The organism is Stenotrophomonas sp. 3(2025), from assembly GCF_052665395.1.
The window spans coordinates 252,764-274,200 of sequence record NZ_JBQOIF010000001.1; the positions used below are offsets into that span (position 1 = coordinate 252,764).

The 21,437-nt window shown below is 67.6% G+C and carries 17 protein-coding genes; 6 read left to right on the plus strand and 11 right to left on the minus strand.

What is annotated here, in order from left to right:
- Positions 1 to 208: 208 nt before the first annotated feature.
- The 3 genes from ACUXVE_RS01195 to ACUXVE_RS01205 all read right to left on the minus strand — a co-directional run bounded on the left by ACUXVE_RS01195 (position 209) and on the right by ACUXVE_RS01205 (position 2,868).
- On the minus strand, positions 209 to 772 hold the full coding sequence (locus ACUXVE_RS01195) for a fasciclin domain-containing protein (RefSeq protein WP_025874323.1): 564 nt from the start codon (positions 770 to 772) through the stop codon (positions 209 to 211).
- 292 nt (positions 773 to 1,064) lie between these two features.
- Positions 1,065 to 1,859: a hypothetical protein gene (locus ACUXVE_RS01200; protein ID WP_222389257.1), complete on the minus strand. Its 795-nt coding sequence runs from the start codon at positions 1,857 to 1,859 to the stop codon at positions 1,065 to 1,067.
- 91 nt (positions 1,860 to 1,950) lie between these two features.
- Positions 1,951 to 2,868, minus strand: a complete 918-nt coding sequence (locus ACUXVE_RS01205; protein ID WP_025874316.1) for a M14 family metallopeptidase — start codon at positions 2,866 to 2,868, stop codon at positions 1,951 to 1,953.
- Positions 2,869 to 3,012: 144 nt separating this feature from the next.
- Here ACUXVE_RS01205 and ACUXVE_RS01210 point away from each other — a divergent pair, with 144 nt between their 5' ends.
- From ACUXVE_RS01210 to ACUXVE_RS01235, 6 genes are all read left to right on the plus strand, one after another.
- A complete protein-coding gene (locus ACUXVE_RS01210; RefSeq protein WP_032975341.1) occupies positions 3,013 to 3,666 on the plus strand; it encodes a DUF3348 family protein in 654 nt (217 codons plus the stop codon).
- Between the two features lie 10 nt (positions 3,667 to 3,676).
- Positions 3,677 to 5,941 carry a DUF802 domain-containing protein gene (locus ACUXVE_RS01215; RefSeq protein ID WP_445513649.1) on the plus strand — a complete coding sequence of 755 codons (2,265 nt, stop codon included), beginning with the start codon at positions 3,677 to 3,679 and terminating at the stop codon, positions 5,939 to 5,941.
- Positions 5,938 to 6,597: an OmpA family protein gene (locus tag ACUXVE_RS01220; protein ID WP_445513650.1), complete on the plus strand. Its 660-nt coding sequence runs from the start codon at positions 5,938 to 5,940 to the stop codon at positions 6,595 to 6,597. Before ACUXVE_RS01215 ends, ACUXVE_RS01220 begins: the two co-directional genes overlap by 4 nt.
- Positions 6,506 to 6,964, plus strand: coding sequence for a DUF2894 domain-containing protein (locus ACUXVE_RS01225; protein ID WP_093818518.1), 459 nt, complete (start codon positions 6,506 to 6,508; stop codon positions 6,962 to 6,964). The genes ACUXVE_RS01220 and ACUXVE_RS01225 overlap by 92 nt, the downstream gene beginning before the upstream one ends.
- Positions 6,965 to 7,225: 261 nt before the next feature.
- Positions 7,226 to 9,526, plus strand: a complete 2,301-nt coding sequence (locus tag ACUXVE_RS01230; RefSeq protein ID WP_445513651.1) for a TonB-dependent receptor — start codon at positions 7,226 to 7,228, stop codon at positions 9,524 to 9,526.
- 22 nt (positions 9,527 to 9,548) lie between these two features.
- A complete protein-coding gene (locus tag ACUXVE_RS01235) occupies positions 9,549 to 11,009 on the plus strand; it encodes an esterase-like activity of phytase family protein (RefSeq protein ID WP_445513652.1) in 1,461 nt (486 codons plus the stop codon).
- Positions 11,010 to 11,123: 114 nt separating this feature from the next.
- Here the strand turns inward: ACUXVE_RS01235 and ACUXVE_RS01240 are convergent, their stop codons facing one another.
- The 8 genes from ACUXVE_RS01240 to ACUXVE_RS01275 all read right to left on the minus strand — a co-directional run bounded on the left by ACUXVE_RS01240 (position 11,124) and on the right by ACUXVE_RS01275 (position 21,308).
- On the minus strand, positions 11,124 to 11,567 hold the full coding sequence (locus ACUXVE_RS01240; RefSeq protein WP_445513653.1) for an REP-associated tyrosine transposase: 444 nt from the start codon (positions 11,565 to 11,567) through the stop codon (positions 11,124 to 11,126).
- Positions 11,568 to 11,753: 186 nt separating this feature from the next.
- A complete protein-coding gene (locus ACUXVE_RS01245; protein ID WP_445513654.1) occupies positions 11,754 to 12,518 on the minus strand; it encodes a 2,3-dihydro-2,3-dihydroxybenzoate dehydrogenase in 765 nt (254 codons plus the stop codon).
- Positions 12,509 to 16,387 (minus strand): amino acid adenylation domain-containing protein, encoded by a 3,879-nt coding sequence (locus ACUXVE_RS01250; RefSeq protein ID WP_445513655.1) that lies wholly within the window; start codon positions 16,385 to 16,387, stop codon positions 12,509 to 12,511. The genes ACUXVE_RS01245 and ACUXVE_RS01250 overlap by 10 nt, the downstream gene beginning before the upstream one ends.
- Positions 16,384 to 16,641: a phosphopantetheine-binding protein gene (locus ACUXVE_RS01255; RefSeq protein WP_445513656.1), complete on the minus strand. Its 258-nt coding sequence runs from the start codon at positions 16,639 to 16,641 to the stop codon at positions 16,384 to 16,386. Before ACUXVE_RS01255 ends, ACUXVE_RS01250 begins: the two co-directional genes overlap by 4 nt.
- Entirely contained in the window at positions 16,641 to 17,273 is a 633-nt protein-coding gene (locus tag ACUXVE_RS01260) for an isochorismatase family protein (protein ID WP_093818525.1), read from the minus strand. Before ACUXVE_RS01260 ends, ACUXVE_RS01255 begins: the two co-directional genes overlap by 1 nt.
- On the minus strand, positions 17,273 to 18,925 hold the full coding sequence (locus ACUXVE_RS01265) for a (2,3-dihydroxybenzoyl)adenylate synthase (protein ID WP_445513657.1): 1,653 nt from the start codon (positions 18,923 to 18,925) through the stop codon (positions 17,273 to 17,275). The genes ACUXVE_RS01260 and ACUXVE_RS01265 overlap by 1 nt, the downstream gene beginning before the upstream one ends.
- On the minus strand, positions 18,922 to 20,115 hold the full coding sequence (locus ACUXVE_RS01270) for an isochorismate synthase (protein ID WP_445513658.1): 1,194 nt from the start codon (positions 20,113 to 20,115) through the stop codon (positions 18,922 to 18,924). Before ACUXVE_RS01270 ends, ACUXVE_RS01265 begins: the two co-directional genes overlap by 4 nt.
- Positions 20,112 to 21,308 carry an MFS transporter gene (locus tag ACUXVE_RS01275; protein WP_222389231.1) on the minus strand — a complete coding sequence of 399 codons (1,197 nt, stop codon included), beginning with the start codon at positions 21,306 to 21,308 and terminating at the stop codon, positions 20,112 to 20,114. Before ACUXVE_RS01275 ends, ACUXVE_RS01270 begins: the two co-directional genes overlap by 4 nt.
- Positions 21,309 to 21,437: the final 129 nt, after the last annotated feature.

A 21,437-nucleotide genomic window follows, 5' to 3' on the forward strand; every position in this document is an offset into this window, starting at 1 on the left:
AAGCAGGTTCATTCAAGCAGCTGTTGAGCAACGACCGTGTCAGCGCATCTCTCGGTCCGCTGCTGACACGTATCGTGGCCGGACCGCCGCGCAACCCCGCCACGGGTGGATCCAGGCGGGCACAACGCCGATGCCGCGCCGGCATCGTGAGCGGCTGGCCTGTGAAACCAGCCGCTCCCGCACTGCCATCGATGCTGTGGCCCTGGGCTTACTTCGGCATCAGCACCGAATCGACCACATGCACCACGCCGTTGGACTGCCTCACGTCGGCGGTGGTTACTGCAGACTTGCCGCCTTTGGCGTCGACCACCCAGACTTTGCCATCCTGCAGCTTCACCGTCAGCGCTTCACCCTGCACAGTTTTCAGCGTGCTGCTGCCGCCGTGGCTGCGCGCTGCGGCGGTCAGCTGGGTGGAAGTGTAGGTGCCCGGCACCACGTGATAGGTCAGGACCTGGGTCAGCTTGGCCTTGTTCTCAGGCTTCAGCAGCGTTTCCACGGTGCCTGCGGGCAGCTTGGCGAAGGCCTGGTTGTCGGGAGCAAATACGGTGAACGGGCCCTTGCCGCTGAGCGTGTCAACGAGCCCGGCCGCCTTCACCGCAGTCACCAGGGTGCTCAGGTTCTGGGCGGTGGAGGCGTTTTCAACAATGGTCTTGTTCGCGTACATCGGCACGCCACCGACCATCGGGTTGTCGGCGGCAAAGGCGGCCGGAGCAGTTGCGCAGGCAACCGCGACGGTGGCGGCAAGGGTCAGGCGCTGGATCTGGGTACGCATGTTCGTGTCCTCGTTGATAGCCCAACCGGGCTGGGAAGTGCGCAACGTTCGCTGCCGTCACTGCACCGCCTTGCAGCCATGCGGGAATGCAGGGCATCGGTAGCAGCAGGGCAACAGCGTTGCGTGCATGAGGACATACGCCGCAAGCCGATGACCGGATGCATCGCCTGGCGCTGGGGCAGTGAACGGTTCAACAAGGTGCGTGCCGCGTCGCGAGGATGTTCACGGGATCGTGATGCACTGAACGGCGGAGAGTTGCCGCGATCGGGCCTCCAGGTGGACGGGCGGCGCTTCAGCTTTCGCCGCTGGCCCTGAGCTGGGCACTCAACAGACGCGTCAGGGTCCTGCGTGCCAACCACCCCTGCAGCTGCTTGGCCTTGATGGTCTTGGCCATGAGACAGGGCGCGCCTTCCACAGCGTGGTCGATGCGGTAGCAGCGCGAGGCGCCACAGAGCTCAGCCTGGCTGGCGGTCACGATGACCACGGTCACCTCCAGGCTGGTGAAGGCGATATCCGCCTTGATGTCCGGGTTCTCAGTGCCGGCACGGTCGATGAGCGTGCGGAAGCGACCCAGGTCGCGTTCTCCGCCGCTGCTGAGGGGCCCCACGTTGGTGGCGCGCCGGATGTCCTCCTCCTCTCCGGGGACAGCGTTGTTCCAATGTTCAGTGCGCTCGGGAATGACTGCGCGGACGACCTTGCCGCCAGGCTCGATCAGATCGATGACCACATCCAGCAGATACACCGGCTCCAACCCAAGGTTGGTCACAAAACAGTGCGCATCCAGATGCTTGCCCGCACCGGAGGTGATCAGAATGGATGGCCGTTGCTGGCGGCGGTAGCTGCGCAGGAACACGCTCAGATAGACCACCCAGATCAGCGCCGTTACGCAGGTCATGGCAGCGGTGATCAGAGGTGCAAGGTGAAGCAGATTCTGGAGCATTCCCGATGGTGTCTCACGCAGCTTCGCTGGAGAGAACATCATCGCGATTGCATCGCTCGCGGGCCGTGAAGCCATGCTCGTGGCGAAGACGGCACCTGTGCGCGATGGCCGGCTGCCGTCGGCGCCCGGCTTGGTCGACGCGCCCAACAGCCGTCGTCGGCGGGCAGAAGGAACTGACTGGCCCGGCTGCGCACCGCAGCGGCCGAGCAAAGGCTCGGCGCCGCAATGCGACACCCGATCAGTTGGCCAGGGCGAAATCCAACCCCGCGCACACCGCTGCCACCTGGGCGTCGTTGCATTCCTGCGGGTTGGTGCGCGGGCTGTCCGGGTACACCTCGGTGGTGGTGGCATACAGCGCATCGGTGAAGCCAGCGCATGCGCCAATGGAACGCGACTCGCCCCACACCACGCCAAGCGACTGCAGCGGCATGCCCACCAGATTGCCTTCGGCGTCGGCCGGGGCAATGTGGGTGATCGGAGCCACGGCGGCGATCAGCGCCTTCTGGAATTCGTGCTGCGGGTCTTCGCTGTTGCCGATCACATAGAAGCCATCGGGAATGGTGTCGCGCTCGAACGGCTTGCCGTCGCGGGCGCAGCGGGCCGGGTCGAACTCGTGCAGATCGCTGTCGGTGGTCTCGTGCAGGTCCAGATGTACCCGGATGTTGGCCTTGCGTTCGGCCACCCAGCGCATCAACGAGGCGGCTTCTTCGATCAGGCCGCCGTCACGGAAACTGCGGTTGGGATCGATGGCGTTGGGGTTCCAGCGCTGGATGCGCTCATAGCCCCACGGGCTCACGCACGGGGCCACGATCAGGTTGAAGCGGCCCAGGTAGCGCTCGGCGTGCTGCTCCAGGAACTGCAGGGCGCCATGCACGCCGCTGGTTTCGTAGCCATGCACGCCGCCGGTGACCAGCGCGGTCGGCAGGGCCGGGTTCCAGTCGTGGTTCACCACCGCAAACAGCGGGTAGTGGTCCGGGGCGTAGTCCAACTGGCCGTACTGCACCACGTCGAAGCGCTCGTCCAGCCGTTCCAGCGCGGTCACCACGTCTTCGTGGTAGCTGCGCTGCCGCTGCTGGCGGGCCCGCCACTGCGCGCGTTCGGCATCGCCCCAGGGCTGTCCGGGGGTGCCGATCGGGTAGAACTGCGCAACGGTCATCTCAAGCTCCAGAAGTCGGGGTGCGGTGGTACAGCCGACCATTTTAAGCCTTGTGGCCCGATCGGTGCTGCCCCTCGCCCCCGCCTTCATACGGCCGGCCTCATCTGGTTGTAAAATCAACGGTTTTTGGCCCCCACTCTCTTGATGGCGAACGCAGCGCAGCCGGTCGTGGATGGACCGGACTTCCTCCGTCTGCTCGCCCGTCTCAGCGACGGCGCGATGCCGGCCTCCAGTCCCGCCCTGACCGATCGCCTCGGCCAGTGGGTGGACTGGAGCCGTGCCGTGGCCCTTGCCGGGGCGCTGGATGGCCGCCTGGCTGAACCGGCCGAGGCCGCCGAAGCGCTGGATGACCTGCTGGCCGATTGCGCCCAGGCCGAAGCGAGCCTGTTGGCCTCGCTGAGCGAGGATGCCGAGGCCGAGCGTCTGCTGGACCTGGCCGAGGCCGCCGCCGCGCCGAACTTCGCTTCGTTGCGGCAGCGCTACCGGGTGCTGCAGCAGGCCATCCAGACCGCTACCGGCCGCCTGCGCGGCCGCCTGCGCGACCAGCTGGTGCAGGCGTCACCGGAGCTGGCGCGGCTGGCCGAGGTCGATGCGGTGATGGAACAGACCTTGAGCCCGCGCGAACACAGCCTGCTTGCCACCGCCCCGGCGGTGCTGGGTGCCCGATTCGAACGCGTGCACGGCCAGCCCGGCTGGCGCGCGTCCTTCCGCCACGACATGCGCACGCTGCTGCTCGCCGAGCTGCAACTGCGCTTCCACCCGATCCAGGGGCTGCTTGCCGCCCTGCGCTCACACTGACCGGAACACCATGTCCAGAACTGTTTTCCACGTCCTTGTCTTCCTTGCTGGCCTGCTGGCCGTGTGCTGGATCGGCGTCGGCTATGTCTCGGTGCACCCGCTGGGTGCAGCCGTGGCAGCGATCATCGCAGCCTGCTACATCGCCGGTGGCGTGGAGCTGTACCGCTACCGGCAGGCCAGCAATGGCCTGCGCGCCGCACTGGCTGACCTTTCGCTGGCCAAGGAAAGCCTGGCACCGTGGCTGGAGCGTGTGCCGCTGGGCCTGCGCAATGCCGTGCGCCTGCGCGTGGAAGGCGAACGCACCGCCCTGCCCTCGCCGGTGCTGACGCCCTATCTGGTAGGCCTGCTGGTGCTGCTGGGCATGCTCGGCACGCTGCTGGGCATGATGGACACCCTGCGCGGCACCGGCCTGGCGCTGCAGAGCGCTACTGACATGGCAGCCATCCGCGGCTCGCTGGCCTCGCCGGTGCAGGGCCTGGCGGTGGCCTTCGGCACGTCCATCGCCGGCGTGGCCAGCTCGGCCATGCTGGGCCTGCTGTCGGCACTGCTGCGCCGCGACCGCCTGCAGGTGGTGCAGCAGCTGGACCGCGCCATCGCCACTGACCTGCATCCGTATTCGCAAGCCTGGCAGCGTGCCGAGTCGCTGCGCCTGCTGCAGTCGCAGTCTGCGGCGCTGCCTACGCTGATCGATCGCCTGCAGGCGATGACCAGCACCTTCGAACAGCACAGCGCGGCCGCCAATGAGCGCCTGCTGGCCGGTCAGGCTGAGTTCCTGACGCAGAGCCAGGCGTTGCAGGAACGCCTGGCCACCTCGCTGCAGCAGTCGTTGCGCGAAGGTGCAGAAGCCAGTGCCGCGGCCATTGGTGGCGCGCTGCAACCGATGGCCGAAACCACCTTGGCCGGTCTGGCCAGCCACGGCCAGGCGCTGCATTCGCGCGTCGAACAGGCAGTGCAGCAGCAGTTGAATGGTCTGGCCGAGGGCTTCGAGCGCAGCCGCGTGGCGACCGAAGCGAGCTGGGCCAAGGTAGTGGCCGAGCAGACCGGCGCGCAGCAGGCGCTGGTTGCCGAACTGCGCCAGCATCTGCAGTCCTTCAGCGAAGGCCAGAGCACGCAGGGCGAAGCCCTGGTGGCACGCATCGGCGAGCGCCTGCAGGCCGATGCCAGCAGCAACGCCGAGGCCTGGCGCGCTGCTGCCGAACAGCAGCATGCATTGAACAGTGAACTTGTCGAGCGCCAGCAGCAGGCGCTGCAGCATGCCAGCAGCCACCTGGATGATCGTGCGCAGGCGCTGCTGCAGGCACTGGATGAACGCCACGCCGCCGGCCAGTCGCTGCTGCAGGAACACGAGCAACAGCGCTTGCAGGATTGGCAGGCCGCACAGGCCGCCACCGCCACGGCGCATGCCGAACTGCTGGCGGGCCTGGATGCACGCGAACAGCAGCGCCAGCTGCGTTGGGACGCGGTAAGTACCGAGCTGCAGCAGGCGCACGCGGCGTTGCAGGCCCAGCTGCTGGCAGGCGATGAACAGCGCCTGCAGCGCTGGAGCGATGCGTTGCAGAGCGTTTCGGCCGATCTGGCCGAGCGCCTGCAGGCCAATGGCCAGCGCCTTGCCGAACAGCAGCAGCAGGTCTGCGACACGTTGGCACAGACCGCGCAGCAGATCGGCGAGAACGGCCGTGCCCAGGCCAGCGCCACGCTGGCCGAAGTGTCCACCCTGCTGCAGACTGCGGCCGCGGCACCGAAGGCCGCCGCCGAGGTCATCAACGAACTGCGCAGCACCCTGTCCGAAAGCCTGGTGCGCGACAACAAGATGCTGGAAGAACGCGGCCACCTGCTGGCCACCGTGCAGACCCTGCTGGACGCGATCAACCACGCCTCGCACGAGCAGCGCACCGCTGTAGATGCACTGGTCGGAGGCTCGGCCGAACTGCTGGAACGCGTCGGTAACCGTTTCAGCGACCATATCGCGGCCGAGACCGGCAAGCTCGATGGAATCGCCACGTTGCTCAATGGCAGTGCCGGTGAAGTGGGCCAGCTGGCCGGCACCTTCGGTTCTGCCGTCGCGCAGTTCGGCACCGCTTCAGCAGAGCTCTCCGGGCGCCTGGAGCAGATTGGCGGTGCGCTGGACGCCTCGCTGGCGCGCAGCGATGAGCAGTTGGCGTATTACGTGGCGCAGGCGCGCGAGGTGGTCGACCTCAGCCTGCTGTCGCAGAAGCAGGTGATGGAAGAACTGCAGCAGCTGGCCGCGCGCCGCGGCAAGGCCGGCAGCGCATGAGCGACGAGCTGGAGGTCAACGGCGGCTCACACGCCCCGATCTGGGCGGCATTCGGCGATCTGATGTCAGTGCTGCTGGGCGCGTTCGTGCTGATCCTGGTCGGCGTGGTCGCCGTGCAGCTGGAGCTGTCGCAGCGCCTGGACCAGGAGGTCAAGCAGCGCCAGGCCGAAGCCAAGCGCCTGCAGACACTGGAGCAGGCGCTGGCCGGCCCGCTCGCCGCCGGCCGGGTGACGCTGGTGAATGGCCGCATCGGCATCAGCGGCAGCGTTCTGTTCGCGCTGAACTCCGACCAGCTGCAGCCGGAAGGCCAGGAACTGCTGCGCAGCCTGGCCGCGCCGCTGGCGGCCTATCTCGGCACGCGCGAAGAGATCCTGATGGTCAGCGGTTTCACCGATGACGCACCGGTGCGGGAAGGCAACCGCCGCTTCGCCGACAACTGGGAGCTGTCCGCACAGCGGTCGCTGACGGTGACCCGTACCCTGATCGCCGACGGCGTACCGGCCGATGCGGTGTTCGCCGCGGCGTTCGGCAGCGAGCAGCCGGTCAGCTCCAATGCCAGCGAAGATGGCCGCGCGCGCAACCGCCGCGTTGAGATCGCGCCTATTCCCAAGCCCAAGGCTGCTGCGCCGGGCGAGAAGAACGGCAATGGCAGCTGAGTCCGCGCCTTTGGAGGGATTGCGTGCCCTGGTGCGCGATCTGGATGCTGGCTCGCGCGCGCTGCCGCACTACCCGCAGATACCGATGCTGGAGGATGTGCGGCACGAGTGGTCCGAGCTGCGCAGCGAACTTCAGGTGCGCCGCTCGCTGCGCACCGAAGCCCCGGCGGATGGTGGCCCGCTGAACTCGGCGGTGCTGGTGCAGCGCATGCTGGACACGATGCAGGCGACCAGCCCCGGGTATCTGCGCCACTTCATCGACTATGTCGATACGCTGTCGTGGCTGCAGGCGTTGCAGGATGGTGCCGCCAGCAGCGGTGATGCAGCCAAGCCCAAACGCACACGCAAGCCGCGCAACGCAGGTTGACGGATAGCGGTAGTGCCGGCCGCTGGCCGGCAGCCTCATGAACCCTCCGCAGCATCCCGCAGCTGCCGGCCAGCGGCCGGCACTACCCGCGCGTGATGTCCGCAGTTGACCATGTCACCAGACAGTCATCTGTCTAGCGCACCATTTTCACGTTGATCGCGCGGCGCCCAACGCGCCCGTGATCGCATCGCGTGCTTCCCCTTTCATCTGCCTGAGCTCCGCTTCCATGCGGCGGCTCGCGCCTGCCTGAGTGCCTGTTCCATGACCAAGACCCTGTTGGCTTCTGCGTTGTCCTTGGCCCTTGCATCGACCGCGTGGGCGCAGCAGGCGCCGTCGGCCACCGAACTCGATGCGGTGTCAGTCATCGGCAGTGGCGAGGCGCGCCAAGTGCAGCGCATCACCCGCGAGAACCTGGACATCCTGCCGCCGGGTACCAGCCTGCAGAAGACGCTCAACCTGCTGCCCGGCGTCAACGCGCAGTCGGCCGACGCGCTGGGCACCAACGAACAGTCGATGACCCTGAGCCTGCGCGGTTTCAACTCCACCCGCCTGGGCTACACGCTGGACGGCGTGCCGCTGGGCGATGGTGCGTACAACAACTACAACGGCCTGACCATCAACCGTGCGCTGATCAGCGAGAACATGGCGGGCGCCGAACTGGCGGTGGGCATCGGCAGCCTCGGCACGCCGTCCACCAGCAACCTCGGCGGCACCATTTCCTATACCTCCGACCGCCCGGCGCAGGAACTGGGCGGCCGCGTGGTACAGACCTTCGGCAGCGATGCCAACCGTCGCACCTTCGTGCGCGTGGACAGCGGCGAGTACAACGGATTCTCCGGCTACGTATCGGGCATGAACGCGGTCTCGGACCTGTGGAACGACCAGACCGCGTACAACACATCCACTACCAAGCAGTTCAACGCCAAGGGCGTGTGGAACTTCGGCAGCGGCCAGATCACAGGTTTCGTCGACACCTCGCGGACCAGCCAGGCAGACTACTTCTACCTGTCCAAGGACGAGATGTCCCGCGGCCTGGGCTGGGACTGGGGCGGCTACGCACCGGACTGGAACAAGGCCGTGGCCAAGGCCTACTGCAACACCGCCAGCCTCAACGCGAAGAAGTGCGACAACAGCGGTCCGGACAAGGACGCCGACGGCGCATTCACCGCCGGGCAGATCCTGCGCGATGACAACCTGTACTACCTGGCCGGTGATTTCTTCCTGGCCGATGGCTTCAGCCTGCGGGCACTGGCCTACCACCACGATGACCGCGGCGAAGGCCACAACTGGAACAGCGGTGCGTGGTCCAACAAAGGCACCGCGCAGGAAATCCCGATCATCTTCCGCAACACCATCTACACCATCGACCGCGATGGCGGCACGCTGTCCTTCGATTGGGAGCTGGGCGCACACCGCCTCGAAGGTGGCCTCTGGTACGAACGCAACACCAGCAGCGCCGAACGCTACCAGACGGCGGTGGACGGTCCACGCGACCTGAGCGGCATGAACACCCTGCCCTCGGATGTGGGCGTGTTCGCCCAGCGTACGCGCTGGAAGACCCACCAGTTCTTCCTGAAGGACACCTGGCGCCTGCTCGATGACCGCCTGACCCTGGAGTTCGGCGCCAAGAGCCCGCACGCCACCTCCGATGCACAGGCGCTGCCGGGCGATGCGAAGACACCGATCCTGCCGAGCTCGAACAACCAGTTCGCCACCGGATCGCTGAAGGCCAGCAGGAATTTCCTGCCCAGCGTGGGCGCCAACTTCCGCCTCAGCGAGCATCACGAAGTGTTCGCCAGCTACGCCGAGAACATCGCCATGTTCCAGGGCGGCTTCAAACTCGGCCCGCAGGCGGTCAGCCAGGCCACCTGGAACGCGCAGGGCAACCTGAAGCCGGAAGAATCACGCTCGCTGGAGGCGGGCTATCGCTTCGTCACCGATACGTTGCAGGCATCGGTCGCTGCCTACAGCGTGCGCTTTGACAATCGCCTGCTGCAGTACAACCCCTGCGATTCCCGGCAGCCGGTCGGCCCCACCTGCGGCAACCGTTTCTACAATGTCGGCGGCGTCGACAGCCGCGGTGCCGAACTGACCGTGCTGTGGACACCGAACGAGCACTTCAGCTGGTACACCTCGGCGTCGCTGAACCGCTCGACGTATGCCTCCAACTACACCCAGGCCGGCGTCGAGCAGCAGATCAAGGGCAAGATCCAGACCGACACGCCCAAGCAGCTGCTGGCCACCGAAATCACCTGGCGCGACAACGGCTGGTTCGCCAGCCTGCGCGGCAAGTACACCGGCGAACGCTTCTACACCTATACCAACGACCAGGGCTTTGGTGGCTTCACCGTGTTCGACCTGGCCGGTGGCTACGATTTCGGTCAGGTTGGCTTCGCCAAGGGCATGCGCCTGTCGCTGAACGTGACCAACGTGGGTGACAAGCGCTACGCCAGCAACCTGGACTCGAGCGTGTTCGCCCCCAGCGACCCGGCCGGCAAACTGTATGTGTTCCATGCGTCGGCACCGCGCCAGGTGTTCGGTACCATCGACGTCCGCTTCTGATCGCCGGCCGAGGAGTCCATTGATGTCCGTTACTGCCCTGCTGTTGGCCGCGCTCTCGGCCAGCGGCTACAACGCACCGCATGAAGCTACCGGTGCACCGCCCCGCATCGTACAGGTGGCCGGCTTTGCCTACGTGGACAAGGGATTGGTCGCCGCCGGACGATTGCCGGCCGGCACCGTGGACTTCCTCGGCGATACGCTGGGCTCGTTCTCGTCGTTGGCGGTACAGCCGGGCACGTGGCGGCGTACCGCGCGTGGCTATGAAGGGGTGCTGTGGACCCTGCCCGACCGCGGTCGCAACGATCCGGAGGCCGGCCTGTTCTACGACTACGCCGGCCGCCTGGAGCGCATGCAGCTGCGCATCGACTGGCCGGCGGACAAGCCAGAGAGCTTCGGCACGCTGACGATGAAGCCGGAAAAGGGGCTGGTGCTGAAGGACTACAACGGCCAGCCATTCACCGGTGCCGACCCCGGTGACCACACCATCATCCAGCGTGGCGTGGTGCTGCCCTCGCCGGCCGTGGGCGCGGGGGCCGGCAAGGTCGCACTTGATGCCGAATCGCTGCAGTTCACCGCAGACGGTCACTTCTACATCGGCGACGAGTACACCGCCAATGTCTACTACTTCGACGCACAGGGGCAGCTGCAGGGCGTGATCGTGCCGCCGCAGGCGATCCAGCCACAACGTGATGGCAAGCCTGCCTTTGGATCATTGGCTCCGCCGCAGACCGGGCGCCGCAACAACCAGGGCGTGGAAGGCATGGGCCTGTCGCCCGACGGCACACGGCTGTTCGTTGCCCTGCAGAGCGCGCTGATGCAGGACAGCGCGGCAGGCAATGCCGCCGGCCGCATCAACACCCGCGTGCTGGTCTACGACGTGTCCAGCAACCCGACGCCGACGCAACCGGTAGGCCACCATGTGATGATCCTGCCTGCCTACGCCCACGACGGCAAAGGCAAGCTCGACCGTACCGCTGCGCAGAGCGAGCTGCGTGCACTGGACAACGAGCGTTTCCTGATGCTGGCGCGCGATGGCAATGGCCTGGGCAAGGATGGCGACGACCCGATCGTCTATAAATCGGTGCTGCTGGTGAACGTGGCGCAGGCCTCCAATCTGGTGGACACGGCCTATGAGACCGGCACGGCATCGGTGCTGGCCGATCCGGCTGACGCCATGTTGAAAACCGGCATCGTGCCCGCCAACGTCAAAGAGGTGCTGAATCTGCTCGACCGGCCGCAGCTGGCCCGGGCCGGGCTGGACATGGATACAGGACGTGGCCCTCACCCGGGATTGCTGTCGGAGAAGTGGGAAGCAATGGACGTGTTGCCGGCGCTTGATCCAGAGCACCCGAACGACGTACTACTGCTGATCGGCAACGACAACGACTTCACCGCCCGCAACTGCCGCATGCAGGGCGAGCACTGCGACAGTGCGTACGACAACGACAACCGGGTGCTGGTGTATCGGCTCACCCTGCCGTAGTGCCGGCCGCTGGCCGGCAACTTCACAAACCCCGACCGGTGGTAGTGCCGGCCGCTGGCCGGCAGCCTCATGAATCTCCGGAAACACCGCCTGGTTGCCGGCCAGCGGCCGGCACTACCAGATCGACCACGCATAGGGATACTGGCCAATCGCCCTGGCCAGGCCCGCTCGAATGGAATTTCCCAGGATATACAGAGCCTGGCGATGCAACGATTCCTCTGCCCTGACCGCATGATCGAAGTACCCGGACTGCCAGACCGCGCCACGATGACCGGTCAGCCGATTCAACGCCAACGCGCTGGATGACTTGAACCGACGGGCGATGCCCGACAGCTCCGACGCATGCAATTGCAACATCCAATGCACATGATCCGGCATCACCACCCATGCCAGTGACTGGACCAGGCCTTGTCGCTCCAGTTCCTCAAACTGGCTGGAGACGCAACCTGCCGTAGCGCCGCATTCAAAGCGTCGGCGGCGCTGGCATGTTGTCGTGGCCAGCACATATACCTGACCGATGATGGAGCGCCGCCCGTGGCGCAGGAGATCGCTGCTCATGGCCCATCGTGGATCAGGCAGACATCGCTGGCTGTCGGGGAACAGCGCAGCATTGCATGAGGATGTTGCTGACAGTCTGCTGGGGTTGCCGGCCAGCGGCCGGCACTACCGGACAAGGAACTCCCCTTGGTAGTGCCGGCCGCTGGCCGGCAACCCATGAACCCCGCCCGGCGGCGCCCGGCCCCGTCACCCGCGCAGCGTAGCGCCACCGTCCACATACAGGTCACTCATCGCCACGTGCCCGGCCTGCTCGGACAGCAGGAACATCACTGCCTGTGCGATGTCCTCCGGCGTGGCCAGCTTGCGCAAGGGGATGCCCGCCTTGTAGGTGGCCGGATTGCCGGCGATCACCCGTGCCGCGCCCTGCTCGTCTTCCCACATGCCGGTCTGCATCGGGGTCAGCGTGGAGCCCGGCGCAACGATGTTGCAGCGGATGCCCAACGGTGCCAGCTCCAGGCCCAGGCAACGGGTGAACATCGTCGCCGCCGCCTTCGACGCGGCATAGGCGGCCATGCCATGCCGTGGCACGCCCGCCGCGTTGGAACTGACGGTCACGATGGCACCTTGCCGGCGCGGCGACATCACTCGTGCCAGTGCGCGGCCCACATGGAACACACCATCGGCATTGACCGCGAACACCCTGCGCCAATCCGCGTCACGAGTGTCCACGACCTCGCCGACATGCAGCACGCCCGCCACGCTGGCCGCCAACATGATCGGTCCCACCGTGGCTTCCACCTCGTTTACCAGCGCGTCCACGGCCGCGCCGTCGGTGACGTCCAGTGCGAAAGCCTGCACGCGACCATCGTCGGCTGCCAGCGCAGGTCGCTCGCGATCGGTTGCCACGACCCGGCACCCCGCGTCCAGCAGTTGCCCGACCAGCGCCGCACCGATACCGCCGGCTGCGCCGGTCACCAGCGCCACATTTCCTTCAAAACCCGTCAGCTGCATGTTGCGCTCTCCTGTTGCCTGTCCCACTGCTGCAGCCGCGCCGACAACCACGGTGCCAGCTGCGCCACCGCATCACGCCCGGTCAGTTCGGCGTGCAGGAACGGCAGCTCGATGGCATCCACCTGCAGCGCATGTGCCTTCCATAGCGCGGACTGCAACTGCGGCCGTGCCTGATGATCGCGTCCGGCCCGCACATGCGCCAGCGTTCCGACGAAGGGTCGGTGCTGGTGTTCGCGGATCAGTCGATTGGTTCCGGTCACCGCCCGTACCACGCCGTCGAGCACCACCTCGGGCAGGCTGCCCAGCGCGCTGCCGCCGCGCCGCAGGAAGGCGAGGATGCGCTCGCGATCGTCCAGTTCCGGATGCGCGTCCGGGTCATGCCCGGCGATGGCCAACAGCGCCCGCAGCGCCGCGATCGGGTCGGGCTCCGGTTCGGCACGCCAGCATTCGCTGGGATAGGCATCGAGCAGCACCAGTTCGCCGACCTCGCGACCGATCTCGTGCAGGCGCACGGCCATCGCCTGGGCGAGGATGCCCCCCACCGACCAGCCGAGCAGATGGATCGGCCCCTGTGGCTGCAGCGTGATCACCCGCTGCACATAGTCATTGGCCATGGCCTCGATGCTGCCTGGCAGCGATTGCGTGGCATCGAGCGCGGGCGACTGAAGCCCGTACACCGCGCGCGTTGGCTGCAGCGCCCGGGCCAGTGCGCGATAGTTCCAGGCAATGCCGCCTGCCGGGTGCAGCACGAACAGGGGGGCTGCGGTTGCCTCGTCGGATGCCGACAGCGCAATCACCGGCCCCAGCGCGTGATCGGCGCGTGCGGGCGGCTCGGCAATGCGTGCCGCCAGCGCGGCTACGGTCGGCTGCGCGAACAGCGCGCCCAGCCCCAGCTCGCAACGCCAGCGCTGCTCGATGGCCAGCAGCAGGTGCACGGCCGACAGGGAGTCGCCTCCGACGCTGAAGAAATCCACATCAACCGCCACCGGCAGTTCGCGCCCCAGCGCCTGTGCGAACAGCCCGGCCAGTTCCTGCTCCAGCGGCGTACGCGGCGCCTGCCCCGCAACGTCCTGCTGCGGCGGTTTCGGCAGCGCAGACCGGTCCAGCTTACCATTGGCGGTCACCGGCCACTGATCCACGCCCACGAACGCAGACGGCACCATGTAGTCCGGCACCCGCGCCAGCAGATGGCTGCGCAGCGCCGCTGCATCGAGCAGCACCGTCGGCACATAGGCGACCAGCCGCGCCTCGCCGGGTAGATCATCGCGCAACAGTACTTCCACCCGGTCCATTCCAGGCAGCTCGCGCAACGCGGCTTCAATCTCGCCAAGTTCGATGCGCAGGCCGCGCAGCTTTACCTGATGGTCGCTGCGCCCCAGGTAGTCGACCGCACCGTCGGCCCGCCAGCGTGCCACGTCGCCGGTGCGGTAGATGCGCTCACCCGGCAGGAACGGATCCGCCAGGAAGCGCTCGGCCGTCAGGTCGTCGCGGCCGAGATAGCCGCGCGCCAACTGCACACCGCCGAGGTACAGGTCACCGGCCACGCCCACCGGCAAGGGCTGCATCCGTGCGTCCAGCACATACAGGCGGGTGTTCCAGACCGGGAAACCGATCGGCACCGGGCGCGAGCGGTCATCGGCCGACGCCGGCCACCAGCTCACATCCACTGCCGCTTCGGTCGGCCCGTACAGGTTGTGCAGTTCGGATTGCATTCTCGCGTGGAAGCGGTCGCGCAGCGCGGCATCCAGCGCCTCGCCACTGGTGAACACGCGCCGCAGCCGCAGGTCCTGTGAGGCCGGTGCCGCCAGGAACGCATCCAGCATCGACGGTACGAAATGTGCGGTGGTGACACCATGGACGCGGATCAATCGCGCCAGCTCGGTCGGGTCGCGGTGTGCGTCCGGCCCCGCCAACACCAGCGTCGCGCCGCACAGCAGTGGCAGGAAGAATTCCCAGACCGATACGTCGAACGTTGCCGGGGTCTTCTGCAGAATCCGGTCGTCGGCACCAATGCCATAGTGCTCGCGCATCCACAGCAGGCGATTGACGATGGCGCGGTGTTCGATCACCACGCCCTTGGGCTCGCCGGTCGAACCGGAGGTATAGATCACATAGGCCGCATCGTCGCCCATCGGGCCCGGCCAGGGTGCGGCAAAGCTCAGGTCGGTCCACTGCTCCGGCGGCAGCACCGGCACATCTGAAAGACGGGATTGCACGCCGGCCTCTGCCAATACGCAGACCGGTTGCGCCGACGCCAGGATGCGCGCCAGGCGCTCCGCTGGATGGGCAAGGTCCAGTGGCAGGTACGCGCCGCCTGCACGCAGCACCGCCAGCAACGCAACCACCAGTTCCAGCGAACGCGGCAGCGCTACGGCAACGACCGTGCCCGGGCCCACGCCCAGCGAGCGCAGCTGCGCGGCCAGGGCGAAGCTGCGGGCCTCCAGCGCAGCATGGTCCAGCGTCGTATCGCCGAACACCAGCGCCGCTGCCGACGGATCGCGGTCCATGCCCTGCTGCAACAGTTCGACCAGGGTGGTGCCAGGCAGCGCATGCGTGGTGGCATTGAAGCCATGCACGACCTGCTTGGATTCTTCCGGCGTGGCCAGTGGCACCGTCGCGATGTCTTCGGCCAGCAGCGCGGCCGACACGAAATGCAGCAGCCGCCGGGCATGCGCCTTCATGTCATCCAGGCCATACAGGGCCGGGTTTGCTTCAATCTCCAGATCCAGCAGGGTCTGTCCATCGCCACGGAAGCCCAGTGTCAGGTCGTCGACCGGGCCGGTGCTCAGCACTTCCAGTGAGGCCTGCACACCCGGCAGCGCAAGCGGCTTGTAGAACGGCTGCACGTTGATCAACGGCCCATGCAGACGGTGCTGTGCACCGACCAGGCCGAGGTCACGACGCAGCTGTTCGCCACGATAGCGCCCATGCTTGCGGCTCTGGCTGAGCTGGCGCCCGATGCACCGGCAGAATTCCTCGACGCCGCCCTCGCCGCCCGCTACCCGCAGCGGCAGCACGTTCATCACCATCGCCGGCACCCGCGCCGCCGCGTTGCCAAGCCGCGCCATGTACGGCACCCCGAGCACGACTTCCTCGGACGCGCTCATGCGACGCACATACTCGGCGGCCAACGCGGCAAGCACATCCGGCCACGGCTGCAGCCACGATGCCGAGACCTGCAGCAGGCGCTCGCGCAACGCGGGGTCCACCGGCTGCACCCAGCGCATTGCATCGTCACTGGCCGCGGCGGTGCCGGCCAGGCCGGTGGAGGCCGGGGCGCCCTGCAATGCCTGCAACCACCACTGCCGGTCGACGTCGCGGCGCGCATCACTGCGGTAGCTGGCATCATCGGCCAGCACGCCCGCCAACCCTGGCAGCGCACTACCGGTTCGGCCCGCATACAGGGCGCAGACGCGGTCAGTGAACAGCGCCATGCCATAGCCATCGGTGGCCAGGTGATGCACGCGCAGGTACCAGGCCCAGCGCTGGCCACCCAGGTCGAACAGCACCTGCTGGCTCAGCCGGTCGCGGGTCGGGTCGACCGCGCTGCAGCGGTCAGCCAGCATCGTCGCACGCGCCGTCTGCTGCGGATCATCGGCCGCGGCGACATCGCGCAGCTGCAGCAATGGCACCCGCGCGGGATCGTGCCATTGCACGGGCTGGCCGTCCTCGGCCTCGGCGAAACGCAACGCCAGCGCCTCGGCCTCGACGGCGGCCTGGTTGGCGGCAGCGGTGAACGCCGGCACATCCAGCGAACCCTCGATCCACGCCGCGTGCGCGGTATTGAATGCAGGATTCTGCGGTGCCAGCCGCTGGGCAAACCACAACCCTGCCTGCGCCTCGGTCAGCGGCAGCGGCGATCCGCTCATGCCGTCTGCGCAGCCTGCAGCTGCTGCACCACCGCCCACCACTGGCGCAGCGTGGTGTGCTCAGCCAGCTGCGCGAACTCCAGTGGCAGCCCGGTGTTGCCCCAGGCCAGCACCAGCCCCAGCATGCGCATCGAATCCAGATCCAGATCGATCAGGTTGTCATCATCGCCGATGTCAGACGCTTGGCAGTCCAGCACGCGGGCGACGTCGGCGCGCATGCGCTCCAGGGTCAGGGTTTCGGTCGTCGCGTTCATCACATTGCCTCCAGCAGCTGGTCGGTGGTCATCGGTACGCCGCAGGTGCGGGCGATCCAGTGCAGCGCATGGTCATGGTCGGCACGCGAGAAATCGGCCACGGCATCGGCAGCGATGAACGTCTCGATGTCACGCTGGAACGCCTCCACCGCCGTCGCGGTGCATCCGATATGCGCGTAGACGCCGGTGATCAGTAGCTGGTCGCGGCCGCGCACGCGCATCAGCGTTTCCAGATTGCTGCGCTGGAACGCGCTGTAGCGGTGCTTGACCAGCACATGCTCGCCCGGCTGCGGCGCGAGTGCGTCGATGATCGGCTCGTGGTCGGCACGCCGGCCCATGCCCGGGCCCCACAGGTCTGCCTGCAGACCGCGGTCGCGGCGGTCCTGGTCGCCGTGCTGGGCGGTGTAGAACACCGGAATGCCGTGCGTACGGCAATGTCCCAGCAGGCGCGCGATGTTGTCCACCGCCGGCTGCAGCGGCGCGTTGCCCGCGTCGAATGCGGCGAGGAAATAGCGCTGCATGTCGTGTACCAGCAAGGCAACACGATCACGCTGGGGGCGCCAGGCGCCTCGCGCCTGCGGCAGTTCCGCAGCGGTCGGCAGGGAATACGGGGTAATGCGGGGCAGCGCCATCAGCGCGTTCCTCCTGTCTGTTGCAGATGACGCGCGCGCAGCTGCGCGCGCAGTTCGCGGCGGCTGATCTTGCCAACCGCCGTGGTGTCGAAACTGTCCACGAAAACAATCTGATCGGGCACCTTGAACGCGGCCAGGCCACGCCCGCGCATCCACGCCTTCAGCGCCGGCGCCTTGATGGCCTCGCCCTGCTGGATCACGAAGGCACAGCTGCGCTCGCCCAGGTAGTCGTCAGGAATGGAGACCACGGCGGCGTCGAACACGCCGGGATGGGCCAGCAGATGGTCTTCGATCTCCTCGGCGGAGATCTTCTCGCCCGCCCGGTTGATGTGGTCGCCGGCACGGCCCTGCACCACCAGATAGCCGCCGGGCAGCTGCTGCACGCGGTCGCCGGTGCGGTAGAAGCCGTCGTCGGTGAACGAGCGCGCGTTGGCCGCCGCGTCATTGTGGTAACTGCGGATGGTGTACGGACCGCGCGTGAGCAGATGACCGACCTCGCCTTCGGCAACGGGCTGGTCGTGGTCGTCGACCACGCGCACTTCATCATCCTCGCTGATCGGCCTGCCCTGGCAGGCGACGACCAGGTCCTGCGGGTCATCCAGCCGGGTGTAGTTGACCAGGCCTTCGGCCATGCCGAACACCTGCTGCAACGTGCAACCGAGGCCATCGATGACCCGTCGCGCGGCTTCCGGCACCAGCTTCGCTCCCCCGACCTGCAGCACCTGCAGGCTGGACAGATCGTGCCTGCTGGTCGCCGCGGCCTGCGCCCACAGCAGCGCCAGGGGCGGCACCAGTCCACAGCAGGTCACCTTCTCGCGCGCGATCAACGGAAACGCCGCATCCGGGCCGGGGCCCGGGCTGAGTACCACGCGGGCGCCGGCGTACAGCGCACCGAAGAAACCCGGCGAGCTCATCGGGAAGTTGTGTGCTGCCGGCAGCGCAACCAGGTACACGCTGTCGCGGTCGATGCCACAGATTTCGTTGCTGGCGCGGAACGAGTAGATGTAATCGTCGTGCGTGCGCGGAATGAGCTTTGACAGCCCGGTGCTGCCGCCGGAGATCTGCAGGAACGCCACCGACTGCGGATCAGGATCGGCCGGCAGCTGGCAGCGATCGCCCTGCAGCGATTCCAGCGCGACGAACTCGGCCGCATCGCCGTCGATCAGCACGTGGCGTACCGCCGGCACTTCTGCCTGCAGCGCGCGCGCCAGGGCACGATGATCGAAGCCTTCATGGACATCGGTGCTGATGTAGGCACTGGCCTCGGCCTTGCGTGCAAAGTGGGCCAGCTCGGTGATGCGATGTGCGGGCAGCGCGTACACCGGCACCAGCCCGGCGCGGAACAGGCCACAGACCGTTGCGATGAAACCGGCCGTATTGCCCAGCTGCACCAGCACGCGCTCGCCGGGTTGCAGGCCCAGCGCCAGCAGCCCGGCGCCGATGCGCCCGGCCTCATGCCAGAGCTGCGCATAGCTCAGGCGCACATCGCCAGCCACCACCGCGATGTCATCGGCATGGCGCTCGGCGCGTTCGCGCAGGAAACGCGGGAAGGTTTCGCCACGCCAATGACCTGCGGCCCGATAGCGAGCGACCAGCGCTTCAGGCCATTGCTGCTGCAGCGGCAGGCGCGAATCAAAGGTGGACGGCGTCATGCGGATACCTCGATCAGGGACAGCGGGTCCTGCACACCCAATGCGTTGAGCAGGGCAGCAAACTTGGCGGCGGTTTCGGCCACTTCGGCCTCGGGCTGCGAGTCGGCGACGATGCCGGCGCCGGCATACAGGCGCAGCTGGGTGCCCTGCAGGCGCGCGCAGCGGATCGCCACATACCAGTCGCCGTCCCCCTGTGCATCCAGCCAGCCCACCGCGCCGGCATAGAAGCCGCGCGGCACCGGTTCCAGCGCACGGATGCGCTGCAGTGCCTGCAGCCGCGGGGTACCGCAGACGGCCGGGGTGGGATGCAGCTCGGCCAGCAGGGTCGCCGCCGACGTGGCAACGTCCTTCAGCGTGGCGTGGATGCGCGTACCCAGATGCCACATGCTGGCGGTGGCGTGCAGCACCGGGCGTGGCTGCGCTTCGATATGGCTGCACCAGGGCGAGAGGCCAGCGACAATGGCATCGACCACATGCCGGTGTTCGTCATGATCCTTCGCCGATGCCAGCAACGCCTGCGCGGCGCGCTCGTCCGCAACCGGATCGGCACTGCGCCTGGCCGAACCGGCCAGCGGATGCGACAGCACCTGCGCCCCGCGTTTGCGCAGCAGCAGCTCCGGTGTCGCCCCCACCAGCCATGCCGGCGCCTGGCCAACGTCCATCGGCAGCGGCACGGCGTAGGTCGCCACCGAAGGATCGGTGCCGAGGCGGGCCAGCAGCATTTCCGGTGACAGCGCCTGCTGCGTGTGCGCCAACAGGCTGCGCGCCAGTACCACCTTGTGCAGCTCCGGGTCCGGCGCGCGCATCGCGCTGACCGCGTCGGCCACGGCCGCTGCATACGCCTGCGCCGAGGGCTCGGCAGTCAGCGCTCCGGACAGCGCCGGCGCCGCCTGCGACTGCACGGGCAACGCCGGCAGCAGGCGCTCGGGCTGGTACAACGCATCATCGGCGCGCGGCTCGAACGGCACCGCGCCGACCAGCAGGCCCGGCCCACCGCGCTGCTGCGCGAAGAACGTCGCCACGCGCTCGGCCAGCGTCGCCAGCACACCGGTCGGCAAGGGTGCGCGGCAGCCGCGCGCGTGCATCTGCTGATCGGCCTGCCGCAGCAGGAACAGCGACGCTTCGGCGGCGGGCTCGGGCAGCATCGACGCAGCCTCCGGCCACGCGCCCTGCATCAGGGAATCGTTCATGGGGTCTCCTTCATCCGATACGCTGCGGCCAGCACGCACAGCACCAGCAGCAGCACGCCGACCAGCAGGTAAGGCAGGCTGGCGCCGCCGCGATACAACAGGGTGCCGAGCATCGGCCCGGCCACCATGCCCAGCCCCTGCGCCGCCGCGACGGTGCCGGCCGCCGCCCCCTGTTCGTGCGCCTGCACCGCGTCGGCGGCCAACGCCTGGAACGAGGGGAACACGAAGCCCATGCCGAACGCTGCAAGCGCGTAGGCCGCCGGCAACTGCCAGGTCTGCTGCACCGCCGCCACCGACGCAAAGCCGATGCCTGCGATCAGTGCGCCGAGGATGATCCAGCGCCGGGGATGAACGTCCAGTTTCATCACCAGCCCCTGCGCGAGGATCAGGCCCACGCCGACTGCAGTCAGTGCGATGCCGGCCATGCGTGCACCTTCGGCTGCATCCAGGCCGAAGCGATCAATGGCGAAGAAGCCGACCGTGACCTGGGCGATGGTCACCGACACCATCGCCACGAACGCGGCCATCTGCGGCAGGCGCAGCCGCGGGTCGAGGCGCGACAGCGGTACGCGGTTGCGGCTGTGTGCGGCTGCCACCGGCGGCGTGGCCGGCAGGCGCCATGCCAGCAGGCCCAGCGCGAGCAGCGGCAACAGCGCAGCCACGTACAGCGCCAGCGGCAGGTTCTTGTAGGCAAGCCATCCGGCAGCAGCCGGACCCAGCACCATTCCCAGCGCGTTGGCGCTGCCCAGGCGGGCGAGGAATTTCGCACGTTGGCCGGTGGGTGCCTTGTCGGCGATCAGCGCGGCAGCGGTCGGCGGCACGGCCGCGTAGAACAGGCCGATCAGGCCACGCGCACCGACCAGCACCAGCACCGAGACCAGCACCGGCGGTATTGTCTGCAGCGCGACATCGATGAACACCGCCAGCGCGATGTAGACCACGGTGTAGGCACTCATCGCCAGCATCAGCACGCGCTTGCGGCCGATGCGGTCGCTGAGCTGGCCCCAGGGGCGCGCGGCCAGCATCCACAACACGCCCGCGGCCGTAACCGATAGACCGGCATGCCATTCGGACAGGCCCAGCAGGCGGACCACCGGGCCGATGACGGCGACGAAGGACATCATCGCCATGGTGCCGATCAGGGCAGCCAACACCAGCGCCGGCAAGCCGGGAACCACGGGACGTGCATGCATGGAACACCAACCGTAACCAGGGAGGGAACGCCGGGCGCATCCGCACCCCGCGCGACGTCGCCCTGTCAGGCGGCGACACCATCCTTAAATGATAACGGCTCGCATTTGCATTTGATACCCATTCGCTTA

Excerpts from the sequence above, each read along its gene's own strand:
- ACUXVE_RS01195 (WP_025874323.1), bottom strand. The coding sequence starts at position 772 with ATGCGTACCCAGATCCAGCGCCTGACCCTTGCCGCCACCGTCGCGGTT.
- ACUXVE_RS01205 (WP_025874316.1), bottom strand. The coding sequence starts at position 2,868 with ATGACCGTTGCGCAGTTCTACCCGATCGGCACCCCCGGACAGCCCTGG.
- ACUXVE_RS01210 (WP_032975341.1), top strand. The coding sequence starts at position 3,013 with ATGGCGAACGCAGCGCAGCCGGTCGTGGATGGACCGGACTTCCTCCGT.
- ACUXVE_RS01215 (WP_445513649.1), top strand. The coding sequence starts at position 3,677 with ATGTCCAGAACTGTTTTCCACGTCCTTGTCTTCCTTGCTGGCCTGCTG.
- ACUXVE_RS01220 (WP_445513650.1), top strand. The coding sequence starts at position 5,938 with ATGAGCGACGAGCTGGAGGTCAACGGCGGCTCACACGCCCCGATCTGG.
- ACUXVE_RS01225 (WP_093818518.1), top strand. The coding sequence starts at position 6,506 with ATGGCCGCGCGCGCAACCGCCGCGTTGAGATCGCGCCTATTCCCAAGC.
- ACUXVE_RS01230 (WP_445513651.1), top strand. The coding sequence starts at position 7,226 with ATGACCAAGACCCTGTTGGCTTCTGCGTTGTCCTTGGCCCTTGCATCG.
- ACUXVE_RS01235 (WP_445513652.1), top strand. The coding sequence starts at position 9,549 with ATGTCCGTTACTGCCCTGCTGTTGGCCGCGCTCTCGGCCAGCGGCTAC.
- ACUXVE_RS01240 (WP_445513653.1), bottom strand. The coding sequence starts at position 11,567 with ATGAGCAGCGATCTCCTGCGCCACGGGCGGCGCTCCATCATCGGTCAG.
- ACUXVE_RS01245 (WP_445513654.1), bottom strand. The coding sequence starts at position 12,518 with ATGCAGCTGACGGGTTTTGAAGGAAATGTGGCGCTGGTGACCGGCGCA.
- ACUXVE_RS01250 (WP_445513655.1), bottom strand. The coding sequence starts at position 16,387 with ATGAGCGGATCGCCGCTGCCGCTGACCGAGGCGCAGGCAGGGTTGTGG.
- ACUXVE_RS01255 (WP_445513656.1), bottom strand. The coding sequence starts at position 16,641 with ATGAACGCGACGACCGAAACCCTGACCCTGGAGCGCATGCGCGCCGAC.
- ACUXVE_RS01260 (WP_093818525.1), bottom strand. The coding sequence starts at position 17,273 with ATGGCGCTGCCCCGCATTACCCCGTATTCCCTGCCGACCGCTGCGGAA.
- ACUXVE_RS01265 (WP_445513657.1), bottom strand. The coding sequence starts at position 18,925 with ATGACGCCGTCCACCTTTGATTCGCGCCTGCCGCTGCAGCAGCAATGG.
- ACUXVE_RS01270 (WP_445513658.1), bottom strand. The coding sequence starts at position 20,115 with ATGAACGATTCCCTGATGCAGGGCGCGTGGCCGGAGGCTGCGTCGATG.
- ACUXVE_RS01275 (WP_222389231.1), bottom strand. The coding sequence starts at position 21,308 with ATGCATGCACGTCCCGTGGTTCCCGGCTTGCCGGCGCTGGTGTTGGCT.